Origin of the sequence: Pseudomonas sp. MYb60, assembly GCF_002979555.1 — a bacterium.
Lineage (GTDB): Bacteria > Pseudomonadota > Gammaproteobacteria > Pseudomonadales > Pseudomonadaceae > Aquipseudomonas.
In genome coordinates this window covers 132150-146958 of record NZ_PCOZ01000012.1, presented here as the reverse complement: position 1 = coordinate 146958, position 14809 = coordinate 132150, and the positions used below count along the sequence as shown (strand labels likewise).

Annotated in this window: 13 protein-coding genes and 1 pseudogene; 7 read left to right on the top strand and 7 right to left on the bottom strand. The window is 57.1% G+C overall.

Annotated features, from left to right (window positions below):
* The first annotated feature begins 51 nt into the window (after positions 1-51).
* Positions 52-1206, top strand: coding sequence for an HNH endonuclease family protein (locus CQ041_RS19760; RefSeq protein WP_105521876.1), 1155 nt, complete (start codon positions 52-54; stop codon positions 1204-1206).
* Between the two features lie 193 nt (positions 1207-1399).
* Here CQ041_RS19760 and CQ041_RS19755 read toward each other — a convergent pair whose 3' ends face one another.
* On the bottom strand, positions 1400-2329 hold the full coding sequence (locus CQ041_RS19755) for a DUF808 domain-containing protein (protein ID WP_105521877.1): 930 nt from the start codon (positions 2327-2329) through the stop codon (positions 1400-1402).
* A 352-nt stretch (positions 2330-2681) separates the two neighbouring features.
* Between CQ041_RS19755 and CQ041_RS19750 the strand changes: the two genes are divergently transcribed.
* Positions 2682-4601, top strand: a complete 1920-nt coding sequence (locus CQ041_RS19750) for an ATP-dependent endonuclease (protein WP_105521878.1) — start codon at positions 2682-2684, stop codon at positions 4599-4601.
* Positions 4598-6274: a UvrD-helicase domain-containing protein gene (locus CQ041_RS19745; RefSeq protein ID WP_105521879.1), complete on the top strand. Its 1677-nt coding sequence runs from the start codon at positions 4598-4600 to the stop codon at positions 6272-6274. The genes CQ041_RS19750 and CQ041_RS19745 overlap by 4 nt, the downstream gene beginning before the upstream one ends.
* Before the next feature lie 264 nt (positions 6275-6538).
* On the opposite strand, the pseudogene CQ041_RS19740 reads toward CQ041_RS19745, so the two are convergent.
* Positions 6539-6862, bottom strand: a pseudogene (locus tag CQ041_RS19740) (calcium:proton antiporter); the annotation flags it as partial.
* Positions 6863-7056: 194 nt separating this feature from the next.
* Here CQ041_RS19740 and CQ041_RS19735 point away from each other — a divergent pair.
* Positions 7057-8010 (top strand): adenosine deaminase, encoded by a 954-nt coding sequence (locus CQ041_RS19735; RefSeq protein ID WP_105521880.1) that lies wholly within the window; start codon positions 7057-7059, stop codon positions 8008-8010.
* Positions 8011-8074: 64 nt separating this feature from the next.
* On the opposite strand, the gene CQ041_RS19730 is transcribed toward CQ041_RS19735, so the two are convergent.
* From CQ041_RS19730 to CQ041_RS19720, 3 genes are all read right to left on the bottom strand, one after another.
* Positions 8075-9445: an MFS transporter gene (locus CQ041_RS19730; protein ID WP_105521881.1), complete on the bottom strand. Its 1371-nt coding sequence runs from the start codon at positions 9443-9445 to the stop codon at positions 8075-8077.
* Between the two features lie 98 nt (positions 9446-9543).
* Positions 9544-10239, bottom strand: coding sequence for a helix-turn-helix transcriptional regulator (locus CQ041_RS19725; protein ID WP_105521882.1), 696 nt, complete (start codon positions 10237-10239; stop codon positions 9544-9546).
* Positions 10240-10363: 124 nt separating this feature from the next.
* The gene (locus CQ041_RS19720) at positions 10364-11293 is read right to left on the bottom strand and encodes a LysR family transcriptional regulator (protein WP_105521883.1); all 930 of its coding nucleotides are present in this window, start codon (positions 11291-11293) and stop codon (positions 10364-10366) included.
* A 121-nt stretch (positions 11294-11414) separates the two neighbouring features.
* Between CQ041_RS19720 and CQ041_RS19715 the strand changes: the two genes are divergently transcribed.
* Both CQ041_RS19715 and CQ041_RS26410 read left to right on the top strand, forming a co-directional pair.
* A complete protein-coding gene (locus tag CQ041_RS19715) occupies positions 11415-12428 on the top strand; it encodes a zinc-binding alcohol dehydrogenase family protein (RefSeq protein WP_105521884.1) in 1014 nt (337 codons plus the stop codon).
* 145 nt (positions 12429-12573) lie between these two features.
* Entirely contained in the window at positions 12574-12747 is a 174-nt protein-coding gene (locus CQ041_RS26410; RefSeq protein WP_163002059.1) for a hypothetical protein, read from the top strand.
* 9 nt (positions 12748-12756) lie between these two features.
* Here the strand turns inward: CQ041_RS26410 and CQ041_RS19710 are convergent, their stop codons facing one another.
* Positions 12757-13950 carry a multidrug effflux MFS transporter gene (locus CQ041_RS19710; protein WP_105521885.1) on the bottom strand — a complete coding sequence of 398 codons (1194 nt, stop codon included), beginning with the start codon at positions 13948-13950 and terminating at the stop codon, positions 12757-12759.
* 85 nt (positions 13951-14035) lie between these two features.
* Positions 14036-14227: a heavy-metal-associated domain-containing protein gene (locus CQ041_RS19705; RefSeq protein WP_105521886.1), complete on the bottom strand. Its 192-nt coding sequence runs from the start codon at positions 14225-14227 to the stop codon at positions 14036-14038.
* 147 nt (positions 14228-14374) lie between these two features.
* Here CQ041_RS19705 and CQ041_RS19700 point away from each other — a divergent pair, with 147 nt between their 5' ends.
* The gene (locus CQ041_RS19700) at positions 14375-14755 is read left to right on the top strand and encodes a hypothetical protein (protein WP_105521887.1); all 381 of its coding nucleotides are present in this window, start codon (positions 14375-14377) and stop codon (positions 14753-14755) included.
* The last annotated feature ends 54 nt before the right edge of the window (positions 14756-14809 follow it).

Here is a 14809-nt window from a genome sequence, read left to right as displayed (position 1 = left end):
ATCAGCTGTCACCGGTAGAGTTTGAAAAGCGTTACGCAGCGAGCCTGGAGAGTGTCTAGAAAACCCGGGGCGATTCACTTTGAGCTGTTGGTGACCATCAGAAACAAGCTAACGATCATCTACCATGAGATCTCGGACGAGGCGACTGTTTACAGAGTTTTTGAGGTTCTTAACAGCCGTGGTCTTGATGTGAAATGGATCGACAAGCTTAAAAGCCAGCTAATGGCTTTGATTTTCGAGCATGTTGAAGGTGGTACTCGCGATGAGGCGGTAGGTGAAATGCAAGATGTCTGGCGAGGCATTTATCGCTCGCTGGAAAACAGCACACGAATCGGTGACGAAGCTCTCCGTTTCGCAGGAGCATGGGCCTCTGACGCGCGACCGAATCGGATTCCCAGTGAAGCCGACTCGACCGCACTTCTAACTTTGAAAGCTGGCACCCATTTAAGAACAATCGCAGAGGTCGGTCATGAGCTCGAGGGGGTCGTGCAGGCGAACTTGCGCCTGTTCCGAGATCCACGCCTACGGGCTGTTACGCGCATTGTGCACGCTCGATTTGTTGCCGCAGCGATCCTATTGCGGAAATTCGACAAAAAGACAGAGCAAGAGCTTCTCGGTAAATGGGAGCGCGCTACCTTCAGAATCTACGAGCTGGCAAGCCGAGATAGCCGTCACAAGGTTGGGGAGTATATTCGTCTTGGTTATGAGATCTACCGGAACAACTTGGATAAGGATCAGATTCTCAGTGGCATCCAGAAAATTTCTAAGGGATATTCGATTGACGAGGTGTTAAAAAACATCGATTGGATAAGCAGCTACGAAGGCTGGCAGAATCAACTGCGGTATGTGCTGAACCGTTATGACGAGCACTTGGCAAAACTTGCGGGGCAAAAGCTCAACGAAAGCCAGTGGAGCAAGATTTGGGAGCAAGATCCTGCGAGTTCCATAGAGCACATTGCAGCTCAGAGCAGTGGCGTTGATTGGACTCATCACTTGGGCAATCTGACTATGCTTCCACCAGGGATCAACTCATCGCTCAAAGCGAAGCCTCCAATTGAAAAGTTTGAGGTTTATCGTAATTGCGGTCTCATTGCCACAATCCAGGTTGGCCAACAGATTCATGACGCTGAATCGTGGACTGAAGAAATGGTTCTAGCTCGGGCACAGAGCATCGAAGACTTCATCAGACTGGAATGGGCCGACTGATTCGCGGCATGAGTGATCCACAACCCTGGACGCTAGAGGGGGACGCTAAAGATCCCGAAAAGGCGCATTAGCCCTATTTTCTAGGCTTAATGCGCCAATTACGGAACATTATAGCGAGCGCTTTTTAAAGCTCAGCTGCGTCCACCCTCGGATTTCTGAGGAAGGTGAGCAGGGAGGGAGTACGCCTGCTCAGCTACGGCAGACTACATTGAAGCTTACCAGAGATGGTGGTGATACCTTTGACAACAAGTACCGCAACCATGCCTACGAATGCGCCTACTAGGCAGTGGATACCTAGAGTTGCGACGGTTTCCCACGCACCTACCTCTTCGACCAGTCTCTCAGCAAAGTGCTGCATCGGCCCGATGCCTTCTGTAATGAACGCCCCCCCGACTAGGAACATGGCCACAGTTCCGATCCAGGATAATGCTTTCATAAGCTTCGGAGCAGCCGACAGCAGCCATCGCCCGACAGTCCGCACCACAGAACCCCATGTACCGGTAGCTTTAGACTTCTGGAGAATAAGGCCAGCATCATCCAAGCGGACGATCCCCGCGACCAATCCGTAAACGCCCACTGTCATGACTACCGCGATCAGCGCTAACGTCAAAATCTGTTGGAGCATCGGGGCATCAGTAACGATATTTAGTGTGATGACGATGATCTCGGCGCTCAGAATGAAGTCCGTTCGAACAGCCCCTGCAATCTTCCGCTTTTCATAAGCTGCAAGCTCTTCAGGCGTCTTAGGCTTCGTTTTCTTTGGCTGCCCTGTGTCATCGTCTCGACCAGCCGTGAGCTTGTCCTTGATAGCCTCAAAGCCCTCATAACAGAGATATGCCCCCCCAATCATGAGCAGCCAGTGAACCGCCGCAGGCAAAAGTGCGTTCAACACCAAAGCACAAGGCACAAGGATGGCTTTGTTTCTCAACGAGCCCTTGAATACAGCCCATACCACCGGTAGCTCTCGGTCGGCTTTCATGCCGGTAACCTGCTCAGCATTCACAGCAAGGTCGTCGCTCAGGACACTAGCTGATTTCTTTGCAGCGACTTTACTCATGAGTGATATGTCGTCTAGCAGTGTGGCAATGTCATCCAATAGTGCGAACAAGCTACTGCCGGCCATCTAAGGCTCCTTGCGTTGGTTTATTCTGTTCCCCCACCTACCTAATGCATACCGATGCTAATGCCCCGCATACGCTCCCTCCGTAGGCTCAGGATTACCCTGTCGTCACCGGATTACGGAGAGCACCTTTCTAGACAATGGGCACGCCATGCCGTTCATCAATAGCTAGGCGATCTGCAACAGAGCCTTCAAGACCGCACCAAATAATCTTTACTGAATGCTGGCCTACTAACATCTTTTAAATCAAACCGCCTATTCTAAGTCAGCGATATCCGACCCGTTCGGCTGTCGGCGACGCGAACCGAGTCAGCAGACGCGGTACGTACACATCCTGGACGATGGGCGGTGAGCAATGAAGCTGCAGAGTATTCGGCTATGTAATTTTCAATCCTTCGGCAATGAACCTACGGTAATCACATTCGAGGATGTCACCTACCTTATCGGCCCCAATGGCTCTGGAAAGACAGCAGTCCTGCAAGCGCTCTGCAGGTTGTTTGCCTTTGATCCAAGCCTGCGTCGGATCAAGCGATCTGACTTCCATGTGCCTGCTGATGAGGATTTGGTACCTGAGGAGCGCAGCCTATGGCTGGAAGCGGATTTCGAATTCCCAGAGCTTCTGGAGGATGAAGACAACTCGACCGTGGCCCCGCATTTCGCTCATATGCGATTGGATACAGCCGACGGCATCCCGCGTGTTAGATATCGATTGAGCGCGACCATCGGGATTGATGGAGACATTGAAGAGAACCTAGTTTATGTCCTTGATGTTGATAGAAACGCCAACCCACTATCGACCGCAGTCGTCACTCGGGCGCATCGCAATACCATTCAAATGCATTACCTCCCCGCCAGACGAGACCCTGCCGACCACATAACCTATGGAGCTAACGCCCTGCTCGGACGCTTGCTACGAGCCGTCAATTGGGAAGATGACCGCGCAAGGATTAAAGGACTCACTGACGAAATCAGCGAATGTTTATCAGGAAACCAGTCGGTAAGTGCATTCAGTGAAAGCCTGAATGGGATGTGGAAGCGACTTCACAGAGGCACCTTTTTCACCGATCCCAAGCTCACTTTCGTCACATCCGAAATTGAGTCGCTTCTAAGACACATGTCAGTGTCGTTCTCCCCAGGGCACGACGAGAATCTAGTCGACTTCTCTCGCCTCAGCGATGGACAGAAGTCGATGCTTTACCTATCACTGGTGTTGTCCTCTCACGCCATCGGGCGTGCAGTCCTAACCGGTAAGGACGTTTCTTTCGACGCTGACAAACTGAAGCCACCGTCATTCACACTGATCGCAGTGGAGGAGCCAGAAAACAGCCTCTCTCCTCATTACCTCGGGCGCATCGTGAACGCCCTCAATAGCTCAATTGGAGGGGCTGACTCTCAGGCAATCATTGCGACCCATGCCCCGTCCATGCTCCGCCGCGTGGATCCCGAGAACATCCGCTATCTACGGTTGGCTGCGAGCCGTGCAACTAAGGTCACCTGCATAGCACTACCCGACAAAGAGGATGAGGCTCATAAGTTTGTCCGAGAGGCTGTGCAGGCTTTTCCTGAAGTTTATTTCTCTAGGCTGGTTGTACTAGGCGAAGGTGACAGTGAGGAAATTGTCCTTCCAAGAATACTTCAAGCGAAAGGCGCACCTGTTGATGAGTCAGCGGTGACAATCGCTCCACTGGGGGGACGCCACGTCAATCATTTCTGGCGCTTGCTGGCTGCATTAGAAACGCCTTTTGTGACCCTCTTGGATCTCGATGTCGCACGACATCAAGGTGGGTGGGGGCGGATTAGCAACGTCAATAATCAGTTGGCAAAGTTTTCTCCAGATAAAAAACTACCTAACTGGGAAATAGCTAAGTGGAACGAAGATCTTCCAGTTCGAACCGACCACTGGTTTGAGGAAGGAACAATAAGCATTTTTTCCGAACTTGAAAAACGGGGCGTTTATTTTTCGGATCCTATGGATCTAGATTTCTCCATGCTTCTAGCCTACCCAAAAGCGTACGGTGTTTCCCGAAGCCCTCCTGACGAATCAACTCTTAAGGCAGTGCTCGGAAAGAGTCACTATAACGCCGGTCAATATGATGCAAATGAGCAGGAACTGTTTGGAACCTATCACTCAAAATTCAAATTAGGTAGCAAGCCCGCAGCACACATCTCCGCCCTTGCGAAGCTGACTGACGAAGATCTGCTAAAAAGCCTTCCTCCATCGCTAGATCGTTTAGCCGACGCAATCATCGCGGCGCTGGAGGACATCCCAGAATGATCAGCGCGGATGTATGGAAAGTCGCCGATGGCTTGACCTTGGAAACAAACGCCCTTCTCGCTGTGAGGGAGCTTGGAAAGTCGCTCGCGCTCACCGCAGGCCCAGGCGCAGGCAAAACGGAAGTTCTGGCGCAGCGTGCAGACTTTTTGCTACGCACCGGAAACTGCCGATACCCCAAGCGAATACTGGCGATCTCCTTCAAGGTCGATGCGAGCATAAACCTCAAGGAACGGATTCGTCGCAGATGCGGACTTGATCTGGCTGCACGCTTCGACAGCTACACCTTTCACGGCTTCGCCAAGCGCATCATTGATAGGTTTAGACCCGTGCTCACGGGCGGGGACTCTCTTGAGCCAAACTACTCCATAGGCGACGAACCAATTCAAGGCAAACAAATTAAGTTCGCGCAGCTCATACCTCTCGCAACGAAGATCTTGAGCAATTCAGTGGTTGCAAGAAATGCAATTTGTCAGACCTACGCTGATGTATTCCTTGATGAGTTTCAAGACTGCACTACTGAGCAGTACGCACTGCTGAAGCTTGTCTTCATGAATAAGCCAATTCGATTGACCGCCGTCGGTGACACCAAACAGAAAATTATGGGCTGGGCGGGAGCACTGGATGGCATATTTATAGACTACGCAAAGGACTTCGACGCCCGACCACTCAATCTATATCGAAACTTCCGATCTAAGCCTCGGCTTTTGCGGATGCAGAACGAGATCATTCGAACACTTGATCCTGCTGCGGTGATGGCAGATGACCTGATCATTGGAAACGACGGCGAACTCCTCGCTCGAAACTACGACAACAGTCACAGCGAAGCAGCCGCGTTGGCCAACATCATCCAGAAGTGGATAGATGTAGAGAAAATACCCCTACCAGAAATAGCGATTCTTTTTCCCAGGCAGATAGACCTCTACGGCACCCTCCTCATGGAGCAACTGGCAGCCAGAGGAATTCCCTTTCGCAACGAGCATGAGTCTCAAGATCTAGTTAATGAGCCCGCCGCTCGCCTAATTATTGACTACCTATCATGCCTGTATCGGGAGCGAGAACCGAAGGCGTGGATCAATTTGATGGAGCAACTGGTTTCATTTAATGACGAGGACGGTGAATCTGAGATCCAGAGAAACTTCGAGCGCCTCTATCTTGCCCAGCGCAAGGAAGTGAAAAAATTGGCCCGATCTGACGCGCCTTATTCAGGATGGTGGGAGCTAACTATGAAGTTCCTAAAGAACATCGGCCTACCCGTGCTGACCACCCTTTCTTCTGACTACGAAGCAAAAGCCAGATTGAACGAGGTTATCAAGAACACGAGACAGCAAATTGAGAAACTGCTCGAGCAAGAACCGGATTTGCTCAAAGCACTTGATCTGTTCTCCAACGATCAAGCAGTCCGTTTTCTGACGATTCATAAAAGTAAAGGATTGGAATTCCACTCTGTAATTATGATCGGTGTAGAAACACAGACATTTTGGGGCAAAGTCCAAGAGGAGCGTTGCGGCTTCTTTGTGGGTGTTTCACGCGCCAAGGAGCGGTTGATGATCACGACATGCGACTTACGCTATCGACCGGCCTCAAACCCTCCAAGGTGGAATGAGCATCGCACTCCTCATGCTGAGTTCGTCACATACGTAACGCCATTTCTTTCCGCCCAGCCAAATGCCTGACAGATAGCCGCGTGTCGCTGATCTTGTATGAACTCGCGGCAAGGATGCTCCCCACACAGCAAGTCATCCTTAGACCTCAAGCAGAGTCACAAACACGGGCTGAGTAAAATCTCCGGGCTTCCGGGGTATGCCATAGATAGAGGTGTGTCAGGAAGGACAAGGCAAGAGCACTCCCAATCAAATACACATCTTAATCTTCCCCATCAAGAGCAAGAGCAGGTCAAAGCCTAAGGGCTTTGACACCAAAGCGGAGTGTGTCTAGAAAATCACCGCCGAATAAATGGTGTCGCGCACCAGCGTCGGGGATGGTTCGTTGCTCATCATGATCGCCAGGATCACCACTTCCACCAGCACGGCGGCGAGGGTGAGGATCATGGTGCCGTAGGGATCGCCGACTTTTTCAGCCAGTTGCTCGGCGTGATGGGCCACGCGCATCGACGCCACCACGATAAAGCCGATCAGTGCCGCGCCCGCCAACAGCGCCACCATTTGCCCGCTGTGCAGCATCCAGTGCTCCAGCGGGTAGGCGGCGATGGCGGCAATCAGCGCCAGCAGCATGAATTTTTCTTGCTTGAGGGATGTGAGCATTCCGGGCCTTTTAGTGCGGCAAATCAGTCATTGATGGGGTACAGACTGCGCCACGCCGCTAACGTTTCGTTACACCTTAGTTCACGCCGCCCTTGCGCGAATTCAACAAAAACGATCCTGCTGGTCAGGTTTTGCCGATTATTTCGGCCGTGGCCTGTAGAATGCCGCCATTGCACCTGATGAGAATTTGAAAAATGTACGATTGGCTGAACGCCCTGCCCAAGGCTGAACTGCACCTGCACCTGGAAGGCTCGCTGGAGCCTGAGCTGCTGTTCGCCCTGGCCGAGCGCAACAAGATTGCGCTGCCATGGAACGATGTCGAAACCCTGCGCAAGGCCTACGCCTTCAACAACCTGCAAGAGTTTCTCGACCTGTACTACAAGGGCGCCGACGTGCTGCGCACCTCCCAGGACTTCTACGACCTGACCTGGGCCTACCTGTTGCGCTGCAAAGAGCAGAACGTCATCCACACCGAGCCGTTCTTCGACCCGCAGACCCACACCGACCGTGGCATCCCGTTCGAAGTGGTGCTCAACGGCATCGCCGCAGCACTCAAGGACGGCGAGCAACAACTGGGCATCACCAGCGGCTTGATCCTGAGCTTCCTGCGCCACCTGAGCGAAGCCGAAGCCGAGAAAACCCTGGACCAGGCGCTGCCGTTCCGTGACGCGTTCGTCGCCGTGGGCCTGGACAGTTCGGAAATGGGTCACCCGCCGAGCAAGTTCAAGCGCGTGTTCGACCGTGCCCGCCACGAAGGCTTCCTCACCGTGGCACACGCCGGCGAAGAAGGCCCGCCCGAGTACATCTGGGAAGCCATCGACCTGCTGAAGATCCAGCGCATCGACCATGGCGTGCGCGCCATCGAAGACGAGCGGCTGATGCAGCGCATCATCGACGAGCAGATCCCACTCACCGTGTGCCCGCTGTCCAACACCAAGCTCTGCGTGTTCGACGACATGGCTCAGCACAACATCCTCGACATGCTCGAGCGTGGCGTGAAGGTGACGGTGAACTCGGACGATCCGGCATACTTCGGCGGTTATGTCACCGAGAACTTCCACGCGCTGTACACCTCGCTGGGCATGACCCAGGACCAGGCCAAACACCTGGCGCAGAACAGCCTGGATGCGCGGTTGGTCAAGCCGTGACTGAATAAACGCGGATAAAACTGTGGGAGCTGGCTTGTCGGCTCCCACACTGACTTCACAGGCCCTAAGCCTGTGTCAGTTCTTCCAGCGTCTTGCCCTTCGTCTCCATCCCGAACACCCACACCACCAGCGCTGCCACCGCAAAACACAGTGCGCCCAGGGCAAACACGCCGCCCTGCCCGGTTATCGGGAACACCAGCCCCGTCACCAACGGCCCCAGCAACGAACCGACCCGGCCAATCGCCGAAGCAAACCCGGATCCCGTCGCCCGTGCCGAGGTGGGATACAGCTCTGGCGTATAGGTGTAGAGCACCGCCCACATGCCGAACAAAAAGAACTGCATCAACAACCCCGACGTAATCAGCAGGCCCACGTCGCCGCCGAATACCGCGCTCTGCCCGTAAAGAAACGCCATCACCCCGCCGCCAAGCAGCGTTACCACGCACACCGGTTTGCGTCCCCAGCGCTCCACCAGCCACGCCGCCATCAGGAAACCAGGGATCCCGCCCAGGGAAATGATCACGGTGTAATACACCGACTGCGTCACGGCAAAACCGGATTGCTGCAACAGCGCGCTCAACCACGAAGTCAGCCCATAGAAGCCGAGCAGAGCAAAGAACCACACGCTCCAGATCATCATCGTGCGTTGACGGTACTGCGCCGACCACAGTTGCTGGAACGCCGAAAAAAACGTGCCGGGCAGGCTTTCTACCCGCGGCAGTCGGATCGGTTCGGGAAGGTCCGTGCAACCGGTGGCGTCGCGCACTTTTTGCTCGATGCCATTCAAGACCTTATCGGCATCCTCATGCCGCCCGGCCTGCTCCAGCCAGCGCGGCGACTCTGGAATAAAAAACCGGATCGCCAGCACGAACACCGCCGGCACCGCCAACACCAGGAAGATGTCCCGCCAGCCAATCACCGGCAGCAGGAAGTACGAGAGCACCCCCGCCGCGACAAACCCCAGCGGCCAGAACCCGTCCATCAGGGCAATATAGCGCCCGCGGCCCTTGGCCGGAATCAGCTCCGACAGCATCGACTGCGCAATCGGAAACTCCATGCCCATCCCGATCCCCAGCAGGATGCGAAACAGCGTCAGCGTTTCCACCGTCTGCGCCGTGGAGCACAGGTAACTGGCGATCCCCCACAGCACGATGCTCCACTGGAACACCGGCTTGCGCCCGAAGCGATCCGCCAACATCCCCGACAACGACGCCCCCACCACCATGCCGAAAAAGCTCGAACTGGCCAGCAACCCGGCCTGCGCCGTGCTCAGTCCAAACTCGGTTTTGATCGAACCCAACAGGAAGGTCATCATTGCCAGGTCCATGGAGTCGAAGAAAAACGCCAGGGCGATGATGATAAAGATGACCCGGTGGTAGCCGCTGATGGGCAACCGTTCCAGTCGTTCTGCTGCGCTATAGCCTTGCATCCCCATGCCGCACCCCCAGTCTGAAAAATCCTCTGGCGAGTGTGCGGCATGGTCATGTGAGGCTATTGCTGGATGCGACCTGATTGAAACTCTGAACGACGCACTCAATGCGGTTCGGGCACGGCCAGGCGGGGAATATGCTGGCGCCCGATGGCGCTCACCACCAATGCCCTGGCGTCGTTGCCTGCACTCAGCCAATTGGACTGCAAAAACAACTGCAGCAACCCCGCCCCCAAAGCCCCACCCAAGTGGGGTTGTTGCAGGGTCCAATCAAAGCAGTCGCACACCAATGGCGCCGCCAGGGCCTGGGTAAAGATGCCCAGCGTTGCCAACTGCTGCGCGCCTTTGGGCGTGACCTCGATACGCGGCTCATGACGTTCAATCCACCCCGCCGCCATCAACTGCTGATAGAGCCCCGCCCCCAGTTCACCACCCAGGTGCCCGTGACACAGCCGGGCCTGTCGCAAGGCCGGTGGTGAGATCAATAACGGTGTCGATGCCCGCGGTGCACGGCGGGCGGCGCAGGCCAGGGCTGTGCAGGCCAGCGCATCGATGGCGGCCTGTACATCCGGCGCTGCCATGCGAAAGCGACGCAGCCCCGCCCGTGTCTCGAACCGCAGCAGTCCGGCATTGGTCAGCCGTGCCAGATGGGCATGGGTCGACGCCGTTGACAACCCGACCGCTGTTGCCAACTCCTCTGCGGACTTGGGCGAACTGTCCATCAACGACCAGAGCATGGCGGCGCGCTTCGGTTCGGCGAGCAAGCGGGCAATCTGACTGATGCAAGGTGCTTCTTCCATGTATTCACTCCCTGTCAAACCCTTGGTTGGCGCCCAAGTATAAGTGCGCCTACCGCCGGTTCGGCGGCGTCTGACAGCACAGACCGGGACGGGAGTTGAGTGAAGTTTCCTGATGTTTTGAAGGCTATTGTCCGCTGCCCAGGCGCTCTGGCCACTTCGCGGTCAATGCCGCACAACGTGACACGAGCATTTCCTGCAACAGGTTGATGGGTTTTCTCAGCTGGGCGCGGTGGGCGCACAACAGATTGAGCGGCGCCTGCTCGCCGCGCAGCTCGGGCAGGATCACGCGCAAGCGCCCGGCCAGCACATCGCTGCTCACATCCAGCCAGGACTTGTAGGCAATCCCCACACCCGCCACCGCCCAGCGACGGACCACATCGGCATCGTCGCTGAAGCGGTCGCCCGTCACTGTGAGGCTGACTTCGCGCCGGCCATCGTGAAAGGTCCAACGATCGTGCACGCGGCTGCCAAGCCTATAAAGCAGGCAATTGTGCTGGGCCAATTGCTCCAGATGGCGCGGCTGGCCGTGACGTGCCAGATAGCTGGGCGCGGCACACAGCACGCGGACATTGTCGGCAGCGATGGGCAGCGCGATCAGGCTGGAATCCTCAGGCTCGCCATAGCGCAGGGCGATGTCCACGGGCTGGCGAAACAGGTCGGCAATGCGGTCACCCAACAGCAGGCGCACCGTGAGTTGGGGATACTGGCGCTGGAACTCGTCCAGCCATGGCACCAGGAGGTTGCGCCCAAAATCCGAGGGCGCCGACAGTTGCAACACGCCACTGACCTGGTCCTGGCCGCTGGCCAATAACCGTCGCCCTTCTTCCAGCGAGCTCAAGGCCGCACGGGCATATTCCAGAAACCCCTCGCCTTCGGCGGTCAGCCGCAGGCTGCGGGTCGAGCGCGCCAGCAAGCGTGTGTCCAGTTGCTGTTCGATGCGTTTCAACGCGGCGCTGGCAACTGCGGGCGACAGGTCCATCACCCGAGCGGCGGCCGACAGGCTCCCCAGGTCCGCCGCTCGCACAAACAACTGCAAATCATCAAACCGCAGCATGCTTTTCCACCCATTTTCAAAATTTCATTGAAACAGCGTGCTGTTTTAGCCGCTTTTATCTTCGTGGGAAATAGCCAATGATCTGCCCATCCCGTTCATCCATCCTTTTAACGGAGCCTCCATGCAAGCCATTGCCTACTACGCCTCGCTGCCGATCAACGATCCAGCCTCCCTGCAAGACATCGAACTGCCCGAGCCCGTTGCCGGCCCGCGCGACCTGCTGGTGGAAGTCAAAGCCATCTCGGTCAACCCGGTGGACACCAAGGTGCGCCACAACGTCGCCCCGGAAAACGGCGCCGCCAAGGTGTTGGGCTGGGACGTGGCCGGTGTGGTCAAGGCGGTCGGCAGCGAAGTGACGCTGTTCAAGACGGGCGACAAGGTGTTCTACGCCGGCTCCCTGACCCGCCCGGGCGGCAACAGCGAATTGCACACCGTGGACGAGCGCATCGTCGGCCGCATGCCCGAGAGCCTCGGTTTTGCCGATGCCGCGGCGCTGCCACTGACGGCCATTACGGCCTGGGAACTGCTGTTCGAGCGCCTGCAAGTGCGCGAAGGGAAAGACGCTGAAGGCCAAAGCCTGCTGATCGTCGGCGCCGCCGGTGGCGTGGGCTCGATCCTGACCCAACTGGCCCATCAGCTCACCGCATTGAAGGTGATCGGCACCGCGTCGCGCCCTGAAACCCGTGACTGGGCCAAGGCGCTGGGGGCCGACCTGGTCATTGACCACAGCCAGCCATTGAGCGAAGAGCTCAAGCGAGCCGGCGTTGCCCACGTGACTCACGTCGCCAGCCTGACCCAGACCGATCTGCACCTGGACCAACTGGTGGAAGCCCTGCAACCCCAGGGCAAGCTGGCTCTGATCGACGATCCCAAGGCGCTGGACGTGAGCAAGCTCAAGCGCAAGAGCCTGTCGCTGCACTGGGAGTTCATGTACACGCGGTCGATGTTCGAAACACCGGACATGATCGAGCAGCATAACCTGCTCAACCGCGTGGCCGAGCTAATCGACGCCGGCACCCTGAAAACCACGGTGGGCGAGCATTTCGGTGTGATCAACGCGGCGAATCTGCGCCGTGCCCATGCGCTGCTGGAAAGCGGCAAGGCCAAAGGCAAGATCGTGCTGGAAGGGTTCTGATAAACGGCTGTAGGTGTCGTCTGTTATTCGCGTGAGTAATCGACGACGCCATTAGTCAGAGAGTTGATCCTTGTCATATTTGCAGGGGGATTCGGGTTTATATTGGCCGCCTTTGCCACGATTCTTTTACGTGAGGAAGTCAGCCATGAAGATCCTGATAAAAGCGTTAGCAAAATCCCAGTGGGAGGTCCGGCTGGATCAAAAGGCCATTACCTTCCACACCGAAGCCGAAGCCCGCGCGTTCGCCGACACCCTGCTAGCCCGGATCCAGGCGCCCCACCGTTTCCCCGTCAGCCAGCAACGCTCCGCTGCTGGCTGAGCCCGTATCTCAGACCTGCGCCTGCGCGGCCCTCGCCCGTTGCAGGCGCTGGGTCCACATGGCAATCGTCACCGCCAACACACCACACAACGTAATCACCGTGGCCATCGGCATCGCCGTGCCATCGTGCAACACGCCGACCAACGAAGCCGCGCCCGCCGCCACTCCAAACTGGATGCAGCCCAGCAAAGCCGAGGCGCTGCCGGCCCGCGCACCTTGCCCGCTCATGGCGCAGGCCGAGGTGTTGGGCATGATGCAACCCAGGCTGGCGATGCAGATAAACAGCGGCACCAGCAACGGCCACAAGGCCTCGGTGTGCAACGCACTGATCGCCAGCAACGCCAGCGCCGCCGCCAGGTACACCCACACACTGCGCGACAACAGGAAGGCCGGGCCGCGTTTGGCCAACAGCCGCGCATTCACCTGGGCCACCAGGATGAAGCCTGCAGCGTTGGAGCCGAAGACCCAGCCGTAATGCTCGGCGGGTACGCCGTAGAGCTTGATGAATACAAACGGTGACCCGGCGATGTAGGCAAACATCCCGCCAATCGAGATGCCACCGGTAAGGGCGTAACCCAGGTAGACCGGGTCTGACAGCAAGCCGAAGTAGCGCCGCAGCGAACCGGATAACGGCTGGCGCGGTTGATGCGTGGGAAACGTCTCCGGCAAGCCGACGGCCACCGCAATAGCGGCCATCACGCTGAACAGGCTGAGCGCGATAAAGATCGACTGCCAACCCCATAAACCGACCATCACCCCACCGGCCAAAGGCGCGAGGATCGGCGCCAGGCCGGTCACCAGCATCAGCTGGGAAAACACCTTGGCCGACCCCACCGCATCACATTTGTCGCTCACCACCGCGCGGGAAATCACCATGCCCGCGCAGCCGCCGAGGGCCTGTACGAATCGTGCGCCGATCAGCCATTCCAACGTCGGCGCAAAGGCGCAGGCAAAGGACGCCAATGTAAACAGGATCACCCCACTGAGCAGCGGGCCGCGCCGACCAAAACGGTCCGCCAGCGGACCATAAACCAGTTGGCCAATGGCCAGACCAGCGAAATACACCGCCAGCGTCAGCTGGATGTGTTTTTCATCGGTGGCAAATGCCGTGGCCATGGCCGGAAAGCCTGGCAGGTAGAAATCGATCGCCAACGGCGCAAAGGCGCTCAAGGCGCCCAGAATCAGGATTATGCGGAGGTTCATCAGGCACCCAAGTGAGTCGGCAGCCTGACAGTTTAGCCGCGCCTGAGTGCCTTGAACATAAAGATAGGTCGCTAACTAATAGAAATCAGACGACTGTATAGCCTTCTTCACGGATCAACCCTGCAATCACTTCAGGGCTCAGTTGGCTTTGCACGCTGACTTGCTTGGCCGCGAGGTCCACCGTCACTTCTGCCGCCGGGTCCTGGTCCTGCACCGCCTGCGTAACAGCGCGCACGCAGTGGCCGCAGGTCATTCCTTCAACGTTGAAAACTGGCATGGCATGACTCCTTTTATGAGGTTGGATGCAGTCTCGACCTTGCCACGATGGCAAGGTCAAGTTCCACGATGCGCAGCCGGGCTGGTATTCGGTGGCCGTGTCGGCCAAGCTTCACCCATCTTGGATATGAACCATGGAGCATTCGCCATGCGCTGGTCGTTTTTTGCCCTTGCGGGCCTGATGAGTTTATCTGCCGCTGCGCCCCTGGCCAGCGCGGCCGAAGACTATGCGGTGCTGATCATTTCCCGGGAACGCCTGGAAGTGCCGACCAACTGCGAAATCGGCCTGTACCTCAATGACCAGTTGGCCGGGCGGCTGTTCCAGGAGCAGGCCACCTCGTTCAACTTGCCAGCGGGCGATCTGTCGTTGCGCCTCAAGCTGCTGCCGGGCCAATCCCCAGGCTGCCTGCCGGGGATGCTGGCACCGCCCGCGCAGAACATCACGCTCAAGGTGGGTGATGTACGCAAATTGCGCATCGCCCAGGGGCCAGACGGCATGTACCTCAAGGCCGCCGCGCTCGAATACTGACCGACGATCGCGGGAGGGCTTGACCTTCCCCACAGGTCAAGGTTGATCCTAGGG

Excerpts from the sequence above, each read along its gene's own strand:
- CQ041_RS19705 (WP_105521886.1), bottom strand. The coding sequence starts at position 14,227 with ATGCCAGTTTTCAACGTTGAAGGAATGACCTGCGGCCACTGCGTGCGC.
- CQ041_RS26410 (WP_163002059.1), top strand. The coding sequence starts at position 12,574 with ATGAAGATCCTGATAAAAGCGTTAGCAAAATCCCAGTGGGAGGTCCGG.
- CQ041_RS19730 (WP_105521881.1), bottom strand. The coding sequence starts at position 9,445 with ATGGGGATGCAAGGCTATAGCGCAGCAGAACGACTGGAACGGTTGCCC.
- CQ041_RS19755 (WP_105521877.1), bottom strand. The coding sequence starts at position 2,329 with ATGGCCGGCAGTAGCTTGTTCGCACTATTGGATGACATTGCCACACTG.
- CQ041_RS19735 (WP_105521880.1), top strand. The coding sequence starts at position 7,057 with ATGTACGATTGGCTGAACGCCCTGCCCAAGGCTGAACTGCACCTGCAC.
- CQ041_RS19720 (WP_105521883.1), bottom strand. The coding sequence starts at position 11,293 with ATGCTGCGGTTTGATGATTTGCAGTTGTTTGTGCGAGCGGCGGACCTG.
- CQ041_RS19710 (WP_105521885.1), bottom strand. The coding sequence starts at position 13,950 with ATGAACCTCCGCATAATCCTGATTCTGGGCGCCTTGAGCGCCTTTGCG.
- CQ041_RS19745 (WP_105521879.1), top strand. The coding sequence starts at position 4,598 with ATGATCAGCGCGGATGTATGGAAAGTCGCCGATGGCTTGACCTTGGAA.
- CQ041_RS19725 (WP_105521882.1), bottom strand. The coding sequence starts at position 10,239 with ATGGAAGAAGCACCTTGCATCAGTCAGATTGCCCGCTTGCTCGCCGAA.
- CQ041_RS19700 (WP_105521887.1), top strand. The coding sequence starts at position 14,375 with ATGCGCTGGTCGTTTTTTGCCCTTGCGGGCCTGATGAGTTTATCTGCC.
- CQ041_RS19750 (WP_105521878.1), top strand. The coding sequence starts at position 2,682 with ATGAAGCTGCAGAGTATTCGGCTATGTAATTTTCAATCCTTCGGCAAT.
- CQ041_RS19715 (WP_105521884.1), top strand. The coding sequence starts at position 11,415 with ATGCAAGCCATTGCCTACTACGCCTCGCTGCCGATCAACGATCCAGCC.